The sequence below is a fragment of the Knoellia sp. LjRoot47 genome (assembly GCF_964253435.1).
Taxonomy (GTDB): Bacteria; Actinomycetota; Actinomycetes; order Actinomycetales; family Dermatophilaceae; genus Knoellia.
Genome location: NZ_CAXUQS020000001.1, coordinates 664,276 through 683,119, shown reverse-complemented (window position 1 = coordinate 683,119; position 18,844 = coordinate 664,276). Strand labels below are relative to the sequence as shown.

Below are 18,844 nucleotides of genomic sequence, written 5' to 3'. Positions count from 1 at the left end.
GCGCGACCGAGGCCCTCGGCGCTCACGGGATCCGCAGGTCGCCGGCGGGGTGGACCCGCAGCCAGCGGTAGCCGTAGCCGTCGAGCACGACCTCGAGCGAGCCACCCTCGGTGCTGACGTCAGCGCCGGAGAGCAGGTCGGCGAGCTCGATGTCCTCCTCCTCCACCCAGTGCGAGAGGTCGAGGGTGACGGTCTGCGGCTCGGCGCCGAAGTTGTGGACGGCGACGACGGCCGCCTCGCCGGTGGAGCACTCGTGCGCGAGGACCCGGGGGTTGGGCTGGTCGAGGACGGTGAACTCGCCCCAGCCGAGCTCCGGGCACGACCGGTAGGTCTGAACGAGGTGGCGCATGAAGCTCCAGAGCGAGTCGGGGTCGGTGCGCTGGGAGACGACGTTGACGTGATCGGGCCCGAAGCCACCGGGGGTGACCCTGCGGACGAGCCTGCGCGGCGGCGCCGTCGAGAAGCCGCCGTTGGTGTCCGAGCTCCACTGCATCGGGGTCCGCACCGCGAGGCGCCCCTCCCCGGCGAGGTCCTCTCCCATACCGATCTCCTCCCCGTAGAACAGCGTGGGTGTGCCCGGGAGGGAGAACAGGAGGCTGTAGGCCATGCGGACCCGTCGAGGGTCCCCGCCGAGCATCGGTGGCAGGCGGCGCTTGAGGCCACGGTCGTAGATCTGCATCTCCGGGTCCGGGCCGAGTGCGTCGAACACCTCCTGCCGCTGGGTGTCCGTGAGCTTGTCGAGCGTGAGCTCGTCGTGGTTGCGGACGAACGTCGCCCACTGGCAGGTCTTGTGGACCGGTGGTCGGTCGAGCAGGGCCTTGGCGAGCGGGCGCGCGTCCTCACGGGCCAACGAGAGATACATGTTCTGCATCCCGATGAAGTCGAACATCATGTGCAGCTCGTCGCCGGCTTCGCCACCGAAGTACTCGCGCTGCTGCGTGTGGGGGAGGTTGACCTCGCCGAGCATCACGGCAGAACCGTTGCGGCGATTGATGAACGCCCGCAGGTCCTTGAGGTGCTGGTGCGGGCTGAGGCTCTCGGTGACGTCGTCGTTGCGCCCCGAGCCCGAGGACTTCTCGCGGGCCGTCTCGACGTCTTCGACGAAGAACGGAACGGCGTCGACGCGGAACCCGTCGAGCCCGAGCTCGAGCCAGTAGCCGGCGATGCGGGCGATCTCGTCGCGGACCTCGGGGTTGGCGACGTTGAGGTCGGGCTGGTGGGAGTAGAAGTGGTGGAGGTACCACTCGCCGGTCCGGTCGTCCTTGGCCCAGATGGAGTCCTCCTTGTCCGGGAAGACCACCTGTGCCTTGGTGTCCGGCGGGGCGTCCGAACGCCAGACGTACCAGTCGCGCCGGGGGTTGTCGGTGCTGCGTCGCGACTGCGTGAACCACGGGTGCTGGTCGGAGGTGTGGTTGACGAGGAGGTCGGTGATGACCCGGAGCCCGCGGTCGTGGGCGGTGCGGATCACCTCGACCAGGTCACCGGCGGTGCCCACCCTCGGGTCGACGCCGTAGAAGTCGGCGACGTCATAGCCGTCGTCCTTCTGCGGGCTCGGGTAGAAGGGCATGAGCCAGATGCAGGTGACGCCGAGCTCGGAGATGTAGTCGAGGCGCTGGGCCAGGCCCTGGAGGTCGCCGATGCCGTCGCCGTCGGAGTCGTAGAACGTCTCGATGTCGAGACAGTAGATGACGGCGGACTTCCACCACTGGTCGCTCGTGTCGGTGATGCGCATGGAGTCTCCTCAGAGTCGCGTCGCGGAGGCAGGAGGGGCGGCTGCGGGCTCTGCCCCGCCCGGGGTCGCCGGCTGCGTCGTCAGCTGCGGCAGCAGCTCCGCGCCGAACGTGTCGATGAAGGCCGACTGCTCCTGACCCACGTGGTGCAGGTAGATGTCGTCGAAGCCGAGCGAGGCCAGGCGCCGGAGCCGGTCGCGGTGCTCACCGAGGTCGGCGGAGACCTGGACGGCATCGCGGACGGCATCGACGCCGACCTGCTGGCCGATGGCGTCGAAGGCTTCGGCGGTCTCGGTGTCCCACGCGACCGGTGGCCCGATGACGTTGCTGCGCCACTGGTCGACGGCGATCGCCTCGGCCTCGCGCTCGGACTCGGCCCAGCTTAGGTGGACCTGGAGCGAGAGCTGCCCGCGCCCGCCCGCCCCGCGGTAGGCGTCGACGACCCTCGTGAGGGTCTCCTCGGGCTGGACGATCGTGATGAGACCGTCTGCCCAGGCGGCAACCCGCGCGGCGCTCTCGACCGAGACCACCGGCGCGATGAGTCTGGGCGGCTGCTCCGGCAGGTCCCACAACTTCGCGCGGTCGACGGTGACGAGCCCGTCGTGGCTGACCTCCTCGCCGGCAAGCAGCCGCCGGATGACGTCGACGCACTCGTCGAGGCGCTGGTCCCGCAGCTCCTTGCGCGGCCAACCGTCGCCGGTGATGTGCTCGTTGCTCGCCTCGCCGCTGCCGAGGGCGACCCAGAACCGCCCCTCGAACATCTGCGACAGCGTCGCGATCTTCTGGGCGGCGACGGCCGGGTGGTAGCGCTGACCCGGTGCGCTGACGCACCCCATCGTGAGGTTCGTCGTCGCGAGGGCGGCGCCGAGCCACGCCCAGGTGTAGCCGCTGTGTCCCTGCCGCACACTCCACGGCGAGAAGTGGTCGCTGCACATCGCCATCTCGAAGCCCGCGGCCTCGGCGTGCTGCACGTCGCGAAGCAGGTCACGCGGGCTCACCTGCTCGTGGGAGGCGTGGAAGCCGTATCGCGTCATCCCTCCACCAGACCACACCCGCCCCGTCCGTCGGCTGTCCACGACGAGTCAAAAACCGTTGCGCCCGACGGGCCTCCCGGCTTAGCGTCGGAGGACACGGAAGGGAGGTGGTCCAAGAAGTGATTTCTCATTGGACGCGTGAGGTGACTGCGCGCTAGTCGTGCACCTCGACTGCTCGAGGTCGCGCCGCCCGGCGCAATCCAACGCAGTTCACCGCAGCCCGCGGGCCGTGCAGGTCGTCCCCTGCACTCGCCGCCTCCCAATTCGGAGCGGCAGGCCCGCGGGCTGTTCCATGCCGTATGCCGGTCAGCGCCAGACCGTGGACCGGCGCGCCACCTCGAAGATCGCGTCGACGACCTCCTCGGTGTGGATGTCCCCGTGGCGCAGCAGCCACTTCGCGAGCTGCATGCGGGGGAGGACGGACACTCCCTCGGGCTGGGACTTCACCGTGACGCTCTTGGCGTTGACGGTCACCACGAGTCCCTCGACGTGGACGGGGAATCCGCAGGCCTCGGACAGCAGCCGCGACGCACGTTGCGCCTCGTGTCGCCCGTTGCGGATGTAGGACTGCTTGCTGCCGTTGACCATGAAGGTGCCGCCGCCGACCCAGATGGTGGCGTCGGGGTGGTGCTTGGCGTTCGCCGTGAAGACGCCACCGGGTCCGATGATCACGTGGTCGATGTCGGAGCCGCGTCCACCGACGGGGACCGCGTGGAGGCAGCGCCACCGCGGGTCCTGCTTCTGGACCTTCCTGAGCTGCGCGGCCACCTTCTCCCCACCGTCGGCACCGATGCGCCACGCACGCTCGTCGGTGTGCACGCCGAGAAGTCGGGCGAAGACCGTCCTCACGGGCGCGGCGTCCCTGGCGGCGTGGGCCTGCTCGCGAGCCTCCGCCCCCGCATGGTTGGTGGCGAGGTCGACCCAAGGGCGTGCTGGCCCGGTCGGAGTCGTCTCGTCGGCCCGCGGCGACTCGTCGATCTCGACACGGTCGGCGACAGCCGTGTCAGGCGCGTCGAGGGTTTCCATACCCGAGGGGGTCTCGGGCTCGGCAACCTCGGCAGAGGCCTCCGTGGCTGCTGGGGAGCCGGCACCGGTGGCGCCGACAGCACCTGCGAGCACCGCTGATCCGATCGGCTGTTGCTGTCGCCAATGTGTCACCGCCTCGAGCAGCGTGGGTTCGAGACCCGGCAGGTCCGGGTGTCCCACATCGGCGGTGAGGTCCCAGAACCCCAGCCGCGAACCGTCGCCGGACTCGACGTACAGGCGGTCCAGCCCCCACCGTCGCCACCGGGTCATCACGAGTTCCTCGACGTTCACCGTCAGATCATGGACGATGCGCCAAGCCGATGTTGGGCATTTGGGGACGGTGCAGGTGCTGCGGGTTGGCCTGCTCGTTCGCCTCGGCCACCGCCAGCCGTGGCGGGGCCGCCGGGGTGTCAACGAGCATGCTCACGCCGCCACCTCACCCGAACGCGCCGGCATACGCGTTGAGCGCCGGCTGGCCGCCGAGGTGGGCGTACAGGACCGTGGAGTCCTTGGCGATCTCGCCGGAGGTGACGAGGTCGATGAGTCCGGCCATCGACTTCCCTTCGTACACGGGGTCGGTGATCATCCCCTCGAGGCTGCCGGCGAGGCGGATCGCCTCGATGGTCGAGTCGACCGGGATGCCGTACTCGTCGCCGGCCCAGCCCTCGAGGACGGTGATCTCGTCGTCGCGCAGGTCACGGCCGAGGTCGATGAGGTCGGCCGTGTGCCGAGCGATCCGGCCCACCTGGTCGCGGGTCTTCTGCAGCGTGGCCGAGGCGTCGATGCCGAGCACGCGGCGGGGGCGGCCCCCGGCCTCCTCGAGGGCGGCGAAGCCGGCGATCATGCCGGCGTGCGTCGAGCCCGTCACGGTGCATACGACGATGGTGTCGAAGAAGACACCGAGCTCCTCCTCCTGGGCGGCGAGCTCGTAGGCCCAGTTCGCGAACCCGAGGCCGCCCAGGCGGTGCTCCGACGCTCCGGCCGGGATCGGGTAGGGCTTGCCGCCCTCACGCTCGATCTCGTCGATGGCCTCCTGCCACGACTGCCGGATGCCGATGTCGAAGCCGGCTGGGTCCAGGCGCGCGTCGGCGCCCATGATCCGCGACAGCAGGATGTTGCCGACCCGGTCGTTGCCGGGGTCCTCCCAGTTGACCCAGCGCTCCTGGACGAGGCGCACCTTGAGGCCGAGCTTCGCGCCCACGGCGGCGACCTGGCGCGTGTGGTTCGACTGGTAGCCGCCGATCGACACGAGCGTGTCGGCGCCGGAGGCGAGCACGTCGGGGACGATGTACTCGAGCTTGCGGGTCTTGTTGCCGCCGAAGGCGAGGCCGGAGTTGACGTCCTCGCGTGGCCCACACCTGCGCGCCACCGAGGTGGGCGGTGAGGCGGTCGAGGGCGTGCACGGGGCTGGGGCCGAAGGTCAGGGGGTAGCGCTCGAAGTCCGCGATGGACATGGGTGTCTCCTTGGTGCGGGGGGAGGGGCCGCTCAGCCGGCCTGGCTGTCGGTGTCCTCGTCGACGAGGTCGACGAGGGGAAGCAGGGTCTGCCAGTTCTCCTGCGCGGCCCGGCCCGCCGCAGCGGCGTCGCCGGACTCGCACAGCGCGATGATCTGCTCGTGCAGGGTGATCGAGCGTCGACCGTCGAGGCTCGAGAAGCGGATCCGCTCGAGTCGTCGGAGCACGGGGGTGACCTGCTCGAGGACGGTCGAGGCGACGGGGTTCGCGCTCGCGACGACGGTGACGGCGTGGAAGTCGTCGTCCGCGGACAGTGCGGCCTCGGCGTCGTGGGCGTCGAGGGCGTCGGCGAACCGGCGGTTGGCCTCGCGCATCGCCCGGAGGTCGCCCTCGGACAGGTTGGGGACCGACTCGCGGACGACGAGCTCGTGCAGCGCCGCCGCGACGGCCTGGGAGGCGCGGGCCTCGCGGACGTCGAGCGGGCTGACCCGGGTGTAGCTGCCGGGCTTGGACTGGACGAGCCCGGCGCGCTCCAACCGGCCGAGGGCCTCGCGGATCGGGGTCCGGCTCACGCCGAGCCACTGGCCCAGGTCGGCGTCGTTGAGGCGCTCACCCGGGGCGAAGGTGCCGTCGATGATCCCGGCGCGCAGTGCCAGGTAGGCGTCGTCGCGCAGCAGCAGGCGGGGCAGGGTCCGGGAGTCCTGGGGGATTGGCATGCAATATATTGCACATGGGATTCCGGCGACGTCAACGGTGGTAAATAAATGCCCAGCGGTCAGGGCCCGGAGCGCACCGTCGTGACCGCGGTCCTCGCGAACGAGCGAGATGTGCCGAGTTGGTGAGGACGGGAAGCGCAGGACGACGAAAAAACCCCGAGCCGAGGCTCGGGGTTCTTTCGTTCTGGCGGTGGCGGTGGGATTTGAACCCACGGAGGGCTTGCACCCTCACACGCTTTCGAGGCGTGCTCCTTAGGCCGCTCGGACACACCACCGCGAAGCAGGATACGCAACGCGACCGCAGGAGCGAAATCGAGGGCGGGCAGGCCGGCATACCGACGCGTGGCGGGCGGGCATCCGGAGGGAAACGACAGGATCCGGACGGAAATGTTCCGTCCGGACCCTCGAGGTTCCCGCATGGGGAGCAAAAGTTCAGGCCCCGGCCTCAGGCGCGGGCGGCGAGCATCTGCTGCATCGCCGTGATCTCCGAGGTCTGGGCGGACTTCATGGCCCGGGCCAGCGTGACGACCTCGGTGCGGTCCGAGCGGGCGAGCACGGCGTCGGCCATCTCGACCCCGCCGCGGTGGTGGGCGATCATCAGCGTGAGGAAGATCCGGTCGGCCTCGACGCCGCGCGCGGCCGACAACCGCGCGAGGTCCGCCTCGGACGCCATGCCCGGCATCGGCACGGCGTCACCCGACGCCGAGGTCGCTCCGTGGTGGTCCGACCCCATCCAGGCCATCGGCGCCTGCGAACCCGTCGGCGTGAGCCCCCACAGCTGCAGCCAGGCGAACATCTGCCCGGCCTGCTGCTGCTGGCTCGTCGCGATGTCGTTGGCGAAGGTGCGGATGGCCGGGTCCTCGGTGCGTTCGGCGACGAGCAGCGACATCTGCACCGCCTGCCCGTGGTGGGTCTGCATGTCCCGCGCGAACCCTGCCTCGGCGGACCCGTCCAGCGGGAAGCCGCCCCGCCCGAACAACGCCCACCCGAGCACCAGCCCGGCGAGCAACGAGCCGACCGCGAGCAGGACCGACAGGCCGACGACCTCGCCCCGGGAGCGGGGAGAGGCCGTCGGCACTGCGGGGTGGGACTCGGTCACGATGCCGACGGCGAGGGCGTCGCGCCCGGCATCGACGAGGGGCTCGTCGACGGCGTCGCGCCCGTCGAGGGAGCGGCCGGCGCCCCACCGGTGAGGCTCGGCGAGACGGAGGGGTCGGTGCCGTCGGTTCCGTTGGTGCACAGCGCGCCGGGCTCGGGCGTGTCCGGACCCTGGCGGTACTTCTTGATGAACTCCTCGAGGCGCGGGTCGTCGGCGCCGGTGAGCTGGATCTGGTGACCCCAGGTCGAGGCGACGACCGGCGACGGGAGACCCTCGTACGGCGACAGCAGCGCGTAGGTGCTGGGCAGGACGTCCTTGAGCTTGTCGACGTCGGCCTTGGGCAGGTCGGGCTTGTAGGTCACCCACACCGCACCGTGCTCGAGCGCGTGGACGGCGTTCTCGTTGGGCACCGCCGAGTCGTAGACGCCGCAGTTGAGCCAGACCGGGTTGTGCTCGCCGCCGACGGGCGGGGTCTCCTTGTAGGTCACCGGTGTCTGGACGTGCGCCCCGGCGTCGTACTTGTAGTCCTTGACCGCGGACAGGTCGGGGGTGTTGGCCTTGTCGTGCGCGACCGCGAACACCACGGCCCCCACGACGATCGCGATGGTCACCGCGGCCGCACCCCAGATCGCGACCAGCCGGCGCTTGTCCTTGGCCTGCTGCTCCTTGCGCATCTGCGCCACACGGTCGGAGGCGTTGCGCTGGCTCGCGCGCGCCTTCTTGCTGCCACTGCCGGACGGGGCCACGTCACACTCCTGAGAAATCGAACGGTGTCGCGACAGATTGTCACCCATGGGTCTGGGAGTTCGCTGGGGCAGTCCGCGGCTAGGCGACCCAGTGCCTCGTCGCCGCCGCCCACGTCGCGCCCACGAGGAGGGCGGCCGACAGTCCCAGCCCCACGGCATACACACGCCTGTATGCCGTCCCGTCCCGCATCGTCGCGACCGCCAGGTAGGCGGGGAACCAGGTGAGGGCGTAGCGCGGCGCCGACACCCAGAGCGTCGAGCAGACGACGACGCCGACGGTGAGGGCGAGATAGGTCAGCTCGGGCCAACGGCGCTGTCTCGCAAGGAGGACGCACACCACGACACCGAGGAGCACCGCGACGATGTCGGCGGCCCGGCTGGCGGCGAGCCACCTGTCGGGGCTGTCGACGAGCGCCTGCCAGGCCGAGGCGATGCCCGTCCACGGGGTCGCGGTCGAGCGCTCCCAGCCGCGCTGCTCGGCCTCGCGCCACGCGTCCCACGAGCCCGTGAGCGAGTGGAGGTGCGCCATGTAGGCGGCGACGCTCACGGCGGGCAGGGCGAGCGCGAGGACGTCCCGGCGCGGTCGCGGGCGTCCGTCGTGGTGCCACTGCACGGCGTACATCACCGCCAGCCCGGCCGCGAGGAAGAGGCCGTTGACCCGGACCCCGCTGGCGAGGGCGGCGACGGCACCCGCCCACCACCAGTGGCGCCGGGTCGCGAGCAGCCAGGCGCCGAGGGCGAGGGCGAGGAAGAGGGCCTCGGTGTAGACGGCGGTGAGGAAGAAGCCGCACGGTGCGAGGGTCAGCAGCAGGACCGCCCGCCGTGCCGCCACCGGTCCGCCGCGGGCGTCGTCGGCGACGAGGCGCCACAGCAGGGCAGCGGCGACGACACCGGCGACGAGTGACACGAGGACCCCGGCGCCGGTGACGCTGCCGCCGGTGAGCGGGGACACCGCGGCCATGAGGAGCGGGTAGCCGGGGAAGAACGCCTGGTCGCAGCAGTCGAGCCCCGGTGGCAGGTAGCCCAGGGTCGCGATCCGCACGAAGTGGTAGCTGTCCCACGCCGAGAACCGGTCGAGCCACCAGACGCCGCTCGCCCACTCGTGGTCGACGGCTCCCTGCCCGGCGACCGCGGCCATGGCGAGGACGGTGAGTGCGAGCAGCAGCCGGGACGCGAGGAATGCGGCACCGGCACGGACCGCGGGCGACGTGCGCAGGTCGGTCACGGGGCTGTCACGCGACCGCGCTGCCAGAAGGGTTCTCGCGAGCCGAGATCGGCGACGACCAACGACGCCCGTCCCACGAGGGGCTCCTTGTCGACCTCGTCGGGTGCGGCATCGACGAGCTCGAGGAGGTGGTGGCTGGTCTCGAGGTCGCCCAGCTCGCCGAGCGTGTCCTGGAGGCGAGCCACCCGCTGCGCCAGCTCGTGGGGCGCGGACCCGGGCGCCTGGGCGGACTCGGGTGGGACGGCATACAGGCTTCCGAAGAACTGGATGCCGTAGCGGAGCTTGCGGGCCTCCTTGCGCACCGAGTGGCGCTGCGCGCGCGAGGCAGTGGGCAGGTCGGCCCCCCGGCGCAGGACGCGGCGGAGTCGGCGGTCCAGCGCGTCCGGGGCCGACTCGAGGACGGGCGGGTCGTGGGGCACCTCGTCGTGGAGGTGGCGCAGGAGGCCGTCGACGTGGGTCCTGAGGTCCTTCCACCGGTCGGAGGCCAGCACCTCGAGGACCTCGGCGTGGGCCGCGGACTGGCGCTCGAGCAGCAGCGTCCGCGGGTCAGGAGACAGGCCGTCGGCGTGGTCGCGGACGGCGACGTCGAGGTCGCGCGCCCTGCCCAGCGGCACGGCGAGGTCGCGGATCTCGGTGCTCACCCAGGCGAGCTTCTCGCCGTCGCCCAGGGGGCGCCGGAGGAGAGACAGGGCGACCCGCGCCCGGCGGACGCCGATCCGCACCTGGTGCAGAGCCTCGGGGTCGAGACCGGCGCCGAGCAGCTCGCTGTGACGGCGGATGTGCTCGCCGGCCGAGCGCACGATGACGTCGAGGGCCTGCGTCGTCGTCATGTCCGGGGAGAGCACGATCGGCGCTCCCGTCGCGACGGTCACGACGGCGATGCGGTGGGTCGTGGCGCGGGGCACATCGGCAGGCCGGTCGGCTTCGGGGCCGGGGCGAGCGTCGTGAACTTGTTGCCGAGCACCAGGTCGACCGTCGTGTTCCTGCGGGTGTCGGGCAGCTGGGTCGTGCCCTTGCCCCCGAGCGGAACGACGAGCGGGGCACGCCCGCGACCGGCGGGTCCGAACCGCACCTCGGCCACCGCGACACTGCGGTCCAGCGGGTCGTTGCTCACCGCACCAATCTTGAAGCCGCGTTGGCGCAGCGACGCGGCGGTGCGTGCGGCGAGACCGGTCTTGGTGGAGGCGTTGTAGACGTTGACCGTGGTGTTCGCCGGCGTCGGGACCTTGGGGTTGAAGGGTCGACAGGTGGCGCTGGTGCGCGGACTGGCGTCGCTCGCCCCGCCGGACGCCCGGTAGTAGGAGTAGGCGTACCAGAACGCGAAGAAGAGCAGGAGCAGGACGATGAGGATCGTCGTGGCCGCCCGGCGGTTCTGCCTGCGGTGGCGCAGCTCTGAGGACAGGTCGCGATCGGCCATGGCGGGCTACTCGATGACGAGGACGCGGGCGTGGAGCGTCGGCCGCTGGTGCAGGGCGGCCCGCAGGGCCCGGTGCAGACCGTCCTCGAGGTAGAGCGTGCCCTCGAACTCCACGACGTGGGCGAAGAGGTCGCCGTAGAACGTCGAGTCCTCCGAGAGCAGCATCCCGAGGTCGAGCGTGCGCTTGGTGGTGACGAGGTCGTCGAGCCGCACCAGGCGCGGGGGCACGTTGGACCACTGACGCGTGCTGTACCCGTGCTCGGGGTACGGACGCGTGTCGCCAACGGCCTTGAAGATCACGTCCGACACTGTATGGGCCGCGACGACGGGACGCGCGCCCCCTTCCGTCTCGTGGGCGCAACTGTGACCACCTTGGTATGCCGGCCCGGGCGGAGCGTGGGACCCGCGCCCCCGTCTTGCGGACCGGCGCACCCGCGGGTCGCCCGCAACGTCGGCTGCGTCCGCAATCGTGGTCGGGTTCCTGACCAAGGTTGCGGATGCAGTGGTCAGGAGGCGACGGAGGCGAGCTGGCGCTCGACCTCCTCGGCGGAGAGCACGTGCTGGATGACCATCGTCGCGGCGCCGATGACGCCGGCGTGACCACCGGTGCGGGCCGCGACGATCTGGAGCTGTTCGGTGGCCAGGGGCAGCGACCGTCCGTAGACGACCTCGCGGATCCCGGCGAGGAGGCTCTCGGCGCACTGCACGAGCTGGCCGCCGACGACGATGACCTGCGGGTTGAGCAGGCTCACCGTCGAGGCGAGCACGGCGCCGATCTCGCGACCGGCCGCGCGCATCTCGGCGATCGCCTCGATGTTGCCGCCGCGCACCAGGTCGACGAGCCCTCGGGTGTCGTGGGCGTCGACGCCGTTGCGGGACAGGCGGGCGACGATCGCCGGACCGCTGGCCACGGCCTCGAGGCAGCCGACGTTGCCGCACCGGCACAGGACGCCGTCACCGTGCGGCGCGGCGACGTGACCGAGGTCGCCGGCCGCGCCCTGGGCGCCGCGGTGGAGCTGGCCACCGGAGATGATGCCCGCACCGATGCCGGTCGCGACCTTGACGAAGACGAGGTGGTCGACGTCGGGGTGCATCGTGGCGTGCTCGCCGAGGGCCATGATGTTGACGTCGTTGTCGACGAGGACCGGCCCGCCGAGCCCGGCCGAGACGTGCGCAGGGACGTCGTAGCCGTCCCAGCCCGGCATGATCGGCGGGGACGCCGGGCGGCCGCTCGAGTGCTCGACGGGGCCGGGCAGGCCGATGCCGACGCCGGCGAGGTCGGCCCGGGTGCGCTTGGCCTCCTTGAGGAGCTCGCGACCGAGCTCGACGACGCGGTCGAGGACGGGTCCGGGGCCGCCGGCGATGTCGAGCTCGACGGTCCGGTCGGAGATGACGGTGCCGTCGAGGTCGGTGAGTCCCACGGTGGCGTGTGTCGCGCCGAGGTCGGCGCCGATGACCACGGCCGCGGAGGGGTTGAAGGCGAAACGCACCGGTGGGCGGCCACCCGTCGACCGTGACTCCCCGGCGGGCCTGAGCAGCCCGACCGCGAGGAGGGAGTCGACCCGGGCGCCGACGGTGGAGCGGGCCAGACCCGTCACCTGGATGATCTCGGCCCTGGTGCGCGGACGCCCGTCGCGCATGAGCTGGAGCAGGGCGCCGGCACCCGTAGGCCCATCGGTGAGGGGGAGGGTGCCGGGGGAGTTCACGGCGGTAGTCAAGCACAAACGAGGGGTTTCGCCCACGCCACCGACAAATGTGTCGCACCAATTCAGGTCTTTTGCTTGACGCCCATGCAAAAGCCTCCTACGGTTCAGACCCATGAGCAGAGGCAATGACGCCTCACCACTTCTGGTGATGGCCGGGATCGTCAAGCGGTTCCCCGGAGTGACGGCACTCGACGGCGTGGACCTCGACGTGCTCCCGGGCGAGGTGCACTGCCTCCTGGGGCAGAACGGCGCGGGCAAGTCCACCCTGATCAAGACGCTTGCTGGGGTGCGCACCCCCGACGAGGGAACGATCACGTGGGACGGCGCCGAGGTCACCCTCGGCCACCCGCAGGCGGCCATGGACATGGGCATCGCGACGATGTACCAGGAGCTCGACCTCGTCGAGGGGCTCACCGTCGCGGAGAACATCTTCCTCGGGCACGAGACGTCCCGGTTCGGGCTCTCGCAGGGGTCGGCGACCCGGGCCGCGGCGCGCGAGCTGCTCGCCGGCCTCGGCCACCCCGAGATCTCGCCCACGACCGAGGTCGGTGACCTGTCCGCCGCCGGTCAGCAGATCGTGAGCATGGCGCGGGCCCTGTCGCGCAAGGCACGGCTCATCGTCATGGACGAGCCGTCCGCCGTGCTCGACAGCGGCGAGGTCGACCGTCTCTTCGACGTCATCCGCCAGCTCACCGCCCAGGGCATCGCCGTCGTCTACATCTCGCACCGCCTCGAGGAGATCCGCGTCATCGGCGACCGCGTCACCGTGCTCAAGGACGGTCGCACCGTCGCCACCGGGCTGTCCGCCAAGGAGACGCCGACCGCCGAGGTCATCCGACTCATGACCGGCCGGTCGATCGAGTACGTCTTCCCGGAGCGCGGCACGACTCCCGAGGGTGAGCCGCTGCTCGTCGTCGAGGGCATCTCGCGCCGTGGCGAGTTCCAGGACGTGAGCTTCTCGGTGCGCCCGGGTGAGGTCGTCGGTCTGGCCGGACTCGTCGGCGCCGGCCGGTCCGAGATCGTCGAGACCGTCTTCGGGGCCCGCAAGGCCGACGAGGGCACCGTCACGGTCGGGAACCGCCGCCTCCGGCCCGGGTCGGTCGGGTCGGCGGTGGCCGCGGGCGTCGGGCTGTGCCCCGAGGAGCGCAAGAGCCAGGCGCTCGTCCTCGGCAACAGCGTCGCCCACAACATCAGCATGGCCACGCTCACCCGCTTCTCCAGGGGCGGCCTCATCGACCGCGGCGCCGAGAACGCCGCGGCCCAGGAGCTCGCCACGAGCCTCGAGCTGCGGCCGACCGGCATCACCCGCGAGATCCGCACCCTCTCGGGCGGCAACCAGCAGAAGGTCGTGCTCGCGCGGTGGCTGCTCCGCGGCTGCCGGGTCCTGCTGCTCGACGAGCCCACGCGTGGTGTCGACATCGGCGCCCGCTCCGAGATCTACGCCCTCGTCCGCCGGCTCGCCGACGACGGCGTGGCCGTCGTCGTCGTGTCGAGCGAGATCGAGGAGGTGCTCGGTCTGTCTGACCGCGTCCTCGTCGTCGGCGACGGTCAGGTCCTTCACGAGGCGCCCTCCGGCGACCTCGACGAGCACCAGGTGCTCGACATCATCATGAGAGGAGACGCCGCATGAGCGTCGAGACCCCCCGCGCCTCCGAGGAGCCCGCGGGCACCCAGGAGATGGCGGCCCCCGCTGCCACGGCCGGTTCGGGCCCGAGCGCGGTGAGCCGCTTCCTCGAGGGGTCGGCGACCCGCAACCTCGGGCTCGTCATCGCCCTCGTCCTGCTCTGCGTCGTGGGCCTCGCCACCGCGGGCGAGCGGTTCGGCAGCATCGACAACGCCCTGACGATCCTGCGCCTCGCGGCGGTCGTCGGTGTCGTCAGCGTCGGCATGACCTTCGTCATCTGCGGCGGCGGCATCGACCTGTCCGTCGGTGCGATCGTCGCCCTGTCGTCGGTCTGGGCCACGACCCTGGCCACGCAGACGATGGCCGCAGACATCCACTGGATCGTCATGGTGATCACCGCACTGCTCGTCGGTGGCGCCTGCGGGCTCGTCAACGGGGTGCTCGTCGCCTACGGCAAGGTGGCACCCTTCATCGCCACCCTGGCCATGCTCGCCAGCGCCCGTGGCCTCGCCGAGCTCATCGCCCAGCGCAAGACCCAGATCGTGCGCGACCGCTCGTTCATCGACTTCTTCGGCGGCAGCGTCCTCGGCATCCCGGTCCTCGTCATCATCTTCGCCATCGTGGCCGCGCTCGGTTGGGTGCTCCTCAACCGCACGACCTTCGGTCGTCGCACGCTCGCCATCGGTGGCAACCCGGAGGCGGCGCGACTGGCCGGCATCAAGGTCGAGCGCCAGACGGCATACCTCTATGTCCTGCTCGGACTCGCCTGCGGACTCGCGGCCGTGATGCTCATGGCCCGCACGACGACCGGCACCTCGACCCACGGCAACCTGCTCGAGCTCGACACCATCGCCGCGGCCGTCATCGGCGGGACGCTCCTCAGCGGCGGTCGCGGCACGATCGTCGGCACCGTCCTCGGCGTCCTCATCTTCACGACGCTCACCAACGTCTTCACGCTCAACAACGTCGACACCTCGAGCCAAAACGTCGCCAAGGGCGTGATCATCGTCGCCGCCGTCCTCCTCCAGCAGCGGCTCGCCACCCGTCGCCGAAGCACCTAATCCGCAGGCGCGCACCGGCTCCACATCGGCTCCACCCCAGCGTCACGCACGGCTCCACCAGTCCCTTCCCTCGCACCACAGCCCCAGGAGAGAACCACCATGAACCGTCGCACCATCTCCCGCCCGGTCCGCGCCGCCGCGGCCCTCGGCGTCGTCGCCCTCGTCGCCGCCGGCTGCACGAGCAACACCCCCGAGGCCGAGACCTCCTCGTCCTCGGACACGCAGCGGGCCGGCAGCAACAACGACGAGCCCGGTGACAAGATCACCATCGGCTTCTCGGGCCCCGCGGCCGACCACGGCTGGCTCGGTGCGATCAACAGCGCCGCCCAGGCCGAGGCCAAGAAGTTCTCCGACGTCGAGTTCAAGGCGGCCGAGGGCACCAACGATGCGAGCCAGCAGATCGCCCAGGTCGAGACGTTCATCAACGACAAGGTCGACGCGATCGTTCTGCTGCCCACCGATGGCGCCGCCCTCACCGAGGTCGCCACCAAGGCCATGAACGCCGGCATCATCGTCGTCAACGTCGACCGCGAGTTCTCGACGCCGTTCGCGGCGCGCACCACCGTCCTCGGCGACAACTACGGCATGGGCGTGAGCGCCGGCACCTACGCCTGCAAGCTCGTCACCGACAAGAAGCTGAGCAACCCGGTCATCGCCGAGATCGCCGGCATCGACGCGCTGCCCCTGACCCAGGACCGCAGCAAGGGCTTCGCCGACGCGCTCAAGGCGTGCAACCAGACGGTCGACAACCGCGTCGCCGCGGAGTTCACGGTCGAGTCCGGTGAGAAGGTCGCCTCCAACCTCCTCCAGGCCGCACCCAAGATCGACATCATCTGGAACCACGACGACGACCAGGGTGTCGGTGTCATGGCGGCCTTCGACAACGCCAAGCGCAGCGAGTTCGCGTTCATCGGTGGCGCCGGTTCGGCCAACGCCATGCGCTGGATCAAGGAGGGCAAGATGGAGGCCACGGTCCTCTACCCGCCCACGCAGGCCGCCGACGGCATCCGTCTCGCCCGGCTCCTCGCGCAGGACAAGAGCATGAGCGACCTCGTCCAGGTCGCGGTCCCGCGCCGCATCGTCCTCGACGCGCCGGTCGTGACCAAGGACAACGTGGAGGAGTACCTCCCGCTCGGCTTCGAGTCCTGACGGACCGCGTCCTCACCGACGCGGCCCGATCGAGCGCGCCCTGAGCGGCGCGACCGGACCGACCCTCGACCGGGGTCCGCGCGGCCATCCCTGGGCCGCGCGGACCCGCCCCCCTCGACCCCGGGCAGCCGCGCGCTGCCCCCGGAGACCTCCCGGAAAGGGTTCTCATGACCACGGACACCACGTCGACCGACCACTCGGCCGGCACGGCCGCACCCTCCACGTCCGCACCTGCGACGGCCGCACCCTCCACGTCCGCACCTGCGGCGGTCGCCTCGAAGGAGGCCGGACGGCTCGGCATCGGCATGGTTGGCTACGCCTTCATGGGGCTGGCCCACTCCCAGGGCTGGCGCAACGCCCGCAGCTTCTTCGACCCGGAGCTGACCCCCGACCTCGTCGCGATCGCCGGGCGTGACGGAGCGGCGGCGGCCGAGATGGCCCGCCGGTTCGACTGGCAGCACGTCGAGACCGACTGGCGCGCGCTCGTCGCACGCGTCGACGTCGACGTCGTCGACATCTGCACGCCCGGCGACACCCACGCCGAGATCGCGATCGCCGCACTCGAGGCGGGCAAGCACGTGTTGTGCGAGAAGCCGCTCGCCAACACGGTGGACGAGGCCCGCCGCATGGCCGAGGCCGCGGAACGCGCCGCTGCCAACGGGATTCGCTCGATGGTCGGCTTCACCTACCGTCGCGTCCCCGCGATCGCGTTCGCCCGGCAGCTCGTGCAGGAGGGACGCATCGGCGAGATCCGGCACGTGCGGGCGCAGTACCTCCAGGACTGGCTCGTCGACCCCGAGTCCCCGCTGACGTGGCGCCTCGAGAAGGAGCGGGCCGGCTCGGGTGCGCTGGGCGACATCGGCGCCCACATCATCGACCTCACCCACTTCATCACCGGCGAGCGGATCACCGGGGTGAGCGCGACGACCGAGACCTTCGTCAAGGAGCGCCCCGTCGCGGGCAGCGTCAAGGGCCTGTCGGCCTCGGCGCAGGACGGTGGCGCGCGTGGCGCCGTCACCGTGGACGACGCCGCGATCTTCATCGCGCGGCTCAGCGGGGGAGGTCTCGGGACGTTCGAGGCGACGCGCTTCGCCACCGGCCGCAAGAACTCGATCCGGCTGGAGCTCAACGGGTCCAGGGGCAGCCTGGCCTTCGACTTCGAGGACATGAACGTCCTCCACCTCCACGACGCGTCCGTCGACGCCCGGGAGTCGGGCTTCACCAAGATCACCGTCACCGAGCCCAGCCACCCCTACGTCGAGAACTGGTGGCCGGCAGGCCACGGCCTCGGCTACGAGCACGGCTTCACCCACCAGGCCGCTGACCTCGTCGACGCCATCGCCCGTGGCGTCGACCCCACCCCGTCGTTCGCCGACGGGCTCGCGGTCCAGGAGGTGCTCGCCGCGGTCGAGACCAGCGCGGCCAGCCGTTCCGCCTGGACCGCCATCGACCCCCCGGCCGGCGCGCAGCCGTGACCGGGTCCGTCCCACCACCCCCGTCCCGCACCACCGTGGCCGACCCCCACACCCGCACCACCGAAGGAGGCTGACGGTCCCCGCTGTTCCCCCCTGTCATTGCAGTGACGAAGGAGCACCACATGAACGACAACGACGTCAAGATCCCCGAGCTCGCCCGGACCCTCGGTCTCGGCCGCCGCCAGTTCCTCGCGGCGACGACCGCCATGGCCACGGCAGGTGCCGCGACAGCGGCAGGTGCCGGGACGGCATACGCCTCGCCCGTCGGCAACGCCAACGGGACGCTCGTGCCCGCCTCGAAGCGCGGCATCATCCTCTACACGGTCCGCGACGCGATCTCGCGCGACCCGAACACGACCGACCTCGCCTCGGGTTTCAAGGAGGTGCTCGGCGAGCTGTCGCGCATCGGCTTCCGCCAGATCGAGTTCGCCGGCTACAGCCAGCACGCGAACGCCGAGGGCGGCAACAACCTCAACACGGTCGCGGGCGCCACCCTGCTCAAGTCGTGGCTCGACGACCTCGGGCTCCAGGCCGAGGGCAACCACGGCAGCATCCCGGGCACCATCACGCCCGAGAGCATCGCCGCCTTCGACACCGCCTGCGAGATCGCCAACATCCTCGGCCTCGGACACATCGGCACCGGCAACGACCCGACGAGCTCGGCCTACGTCGCCGACTGGGTCGCCGCGGCGGAGCGATGGGACTTCTTCGGCAAGCGGGCCTCGCAGCACGGGCTCAAGCTCTACACGCACAACCACGACATCGCCTACAGCTTCCTGCTCGACAGCGGGCCGCTCGACGCCCAAGGCCGCCCCACGCGCAGCAGCGGGATCCGGCGCCTCGAGCACTTCCTCGCCAACACCGACCCCAAGCACGTGTTCCTCGAGATGGACATCTACTGGGCGCACGTGGCGCAGTACAAGCACCACACCTACACGGCACCGGACGGCAGCTCGGTGAGGTCGGTCTTCGACCCGGCGGCGGTCGTCGCGGCCCAGACGAAGCGCTTCCCGCTCTTCCACGCCAAGGACGGGCGTCGCGACGCCACCCAGACCAACGGCTACGTCATGACGCCGTTCGGCGAGGGCGACATCGACTACTCGACGTTCTTCCGCCGTGTCGGGGCCAAGGGCTCGCACAACCCGATGTGGGAGCAGGACACTGCACCGGGTGGCACCGCGAACCCCGGCCAGTCGCTCGCCTTCGCGCAGACGAGCTACGACAACTTGGCCGCCCTGCGCGGCTGACACGCTGATCACCGGTCCCGGTCGGGTTCGCTGTTGCAGCAACGAACCCGACCGGGAACGGCTTCCGCCCGACTCTTTGACCAGTAGGACGTGACCCGGATTCTACGTTCGTGGAACCGGCCGAGAAGAACGAAC

Annotated in this window: 16 protein-coding genes, 1 tRNA gene and 1 pseudogene; 5 read left to right on the top strand and 13 right to left on the bottom strand. The window is 71.0% G+C overall.

The features are described from left to right. Positions 1–22: 22 nt before the first annotated feature. From ACSQ11_RS03495 to ACSQ11_RS03435, 13 genes and pseudogenes are all read right to left on the bottom strand, one after another. Positions 23–1,732 (bottom strand): alpha-amylase family protein, encoded by a 1,710-nt coding sequence (locus tag ACSQ11_RS03495; RefSeq protein ID WP_436003088.1) that lies wholly within the window; start codon positions 1,730–1,732, stop codon positions 23–25. A gap of 9 nt (positions 1,733–1,741) precedes the next feature. After that, a complete protein-coding gene (locus ACSQ11_RS03490) occupies positions 1,742–2,764 on the bottom strand; it encodes a TIGR03885 family FMN-dependent LLM class oxidoreductase (protein WP_436003086.1) in 1,023 nt (340 codons plus the stop codon). 306 nt (positions 2,765–3,070) lie between these two features. Continuing rightward, a complete protein-coding gene (locus tag ACSQ11_RS03485; RefSeq protein WP_436003084.1) occupies positions 3,071–4,081 on the bottom strand; it encodes a nuclease-related domain-containing protein in 1,011 nt (336 codons plus the stop codon). A gap of 145 nt (positions 4,082–4,226) precedes the next feature. Continuing rightward, positions 4,227–5,244, bottom strand: a pseudogene (locus ACSQ11_RS03480) (1-aminocyclopropane-1-carboxylate deaminase). Positions 5,245–5,276: 32 nt separating this feature from the next. Continuing rightward, on the bottom strand, positions 5,277–5,960 hold the full coding sequence (locus tag ACSQ11_RS03475; protein WP_436003082.1) for a GntR family transcriptional regulator: 684 nt from the start codon (positions 5,958–5,960) through the stop codon (positions 5,277–5,279). A gap of 185 nt (positions 5,961–6,145) precedes the next feature. Further along, positions 6,146–6,235 (bottom strand) — tRNA-Ser (locus ACSQ11_RS03470). Positions 6,236–6,405: 170 nt separating this feature from the next. After that, on the bottom strand, positions 6,406–7,059 hold the full coding sequence (locus ACSQ11_RS03465) for a DUF305 domain-containing protein (RefSeq protein WP_436003080.1): 654 nt from the start codon (positions 7,057–7,059) through the stop codon (positions 6,406–6,408). Then, positions 7,056–7,805: a DUF3105 domain-containing protein gene (locus ACSQ11_RS03460; RefSeq protein WP_436003078.1), complete on the bottom strand. Its 750-nt coding sequence runs from the start codon at positions 7,803–7,805 to the stop codon at positions 7,056–7,058. Before ACSQ11_RS03460 ends, ACSQ11_RS03465 begins: the two co-directional genes overlap by 4 nt. 79 nt (positions 7,806–7,884) lie before the next feature. Then, positions 7,885–9,030: a mannosyltransferase family protein gene (locus ACSQ11_RS03455; RefSeq protein ID WP_436003076.1), complete on the bottom strand. Its 1,146-nt coding sequence runs from the start codon at positions 9,028–9,030 to the stop codon at positions 7,885–7,887. After that, positions 9,027–9,935, bottom strand: coding sequence for a CHAD domain-containing protein (locus tag ACSQ11_RS03450; protein WP_436003074.1), 909 nt, complete (start codon positions 9,933–9,935; stop codon positions 9,027–9,029). The genes ACSQ11_RS03455 and ACSQ11_RS03450 overlap by 4 nt, the downstream gene beginning before the upstream one ends. Continuing rightward, a complete protein-coding gene (locus tag ACSQ11_RS03445; protein ID WP_436003072.1) occupies positions 9,899–10,447 on the bottom strand; it encodes a LytR C-terminal domain-containing protein in 549 nt (182 codons plus the stop codon). Before ACSQ11_RS03445 ends, ACSQ11_RS03450 begins: the two co-directional genes overlap by 37 nt. 6 nt (positions 10,448–10,453) lie before the next feature. After that, complete coding sequence (locus ACSQ11_RS03440; RefSeq protein ID WP_009776380.1) at positions 10,454–10,747, bottom strand: type II toxin-antitoxin system VapB family antitoxin; 294 nt, start codon at positions 10,745–10,747, stop codon at positions 10,454–10,456. 206 nt (positions 10,748–10,953) lie between these two features. After that, a complete protein-coding gene (locus ACSQ11_RS03435) occupies positions 10,954–12,087 on the bottom strand; it encodes an ROK family protein (protein WP_436006684.1) in 1,134 nt (377 codons plus the stop codon). Between the two features lie 178 nt (positions 12,088–12,265). Between ACSQ11_RS03435 and ACSQ11_RS03430 the strand changes: the two genes are divergently transcribed. From ACSQ11_RS03430 to ACSQ11_RS03410, 5 genes are all read left to right on the top strand, one after another. Continuing rightward, positions 12,266–13,783 (top strand): sugar ABC transporter ATP-binding protein, encoded by a 1,518-nt coding sequence (locus ACSQ11_RS03430; protein ID WP_436003069.1) that lies wholly within the window; start codon positions 12,266–12,268, stop codon positions 13,781–13,783. Continuing rightward, a complete protein-coding gene (locus tag ACSQ11_RS03425; RefSeq protein ID WP_436003067.1) occupies positions 13,780–14,838 on the top strand; it encodes an ABC transporter permease in 1,059 nt (352 codons plus the stop codon). Before ACSQ11_RS03430 ends, ACSQ11_RS03425 begins: the two co-directional genes overlap by 4 nt. Before the next feature lie 99 nt (positions 14,839–14,937). After that, positions 14,938–15,987: a substrate-binding domain-containing protein gene (locus ACSQ11_RS03420; protein ID WP_436003065.1), complete on the top strand. Its 1,050-nt coding sequence runs from the start codon at positions 14,938–14,940 to the stop codon at positions 15,985–15,987. 305 nt (positions 15,988–16,292) lie between these two features. Then, on the top strand, positions 16,293–17,462 hold the full coding sequence (locus ACSQ11_RS03415) for a Gfo/Idh/MocA family protein (RefSeq protein ID WP_436006682.1): 1,170 nt from the start codon (positions 16,293–16,295) through the stop codon (positions 17,460–17,462). Between the two features lie 122 nt (positions 17,463–17,584). Further along, a complete protein-coding gene (locus ACSQ11_RS03410; RefSeq protein WP_436003063.1) occupies positions 17,585–18,709 on the top strand; it encodes a sugar phosphate isomerase/epimerase family protein in 1,125 nt (374 codons plus the stop codon). Positions 18,710–18,844 lie beyond the last annotated feature (135 nt).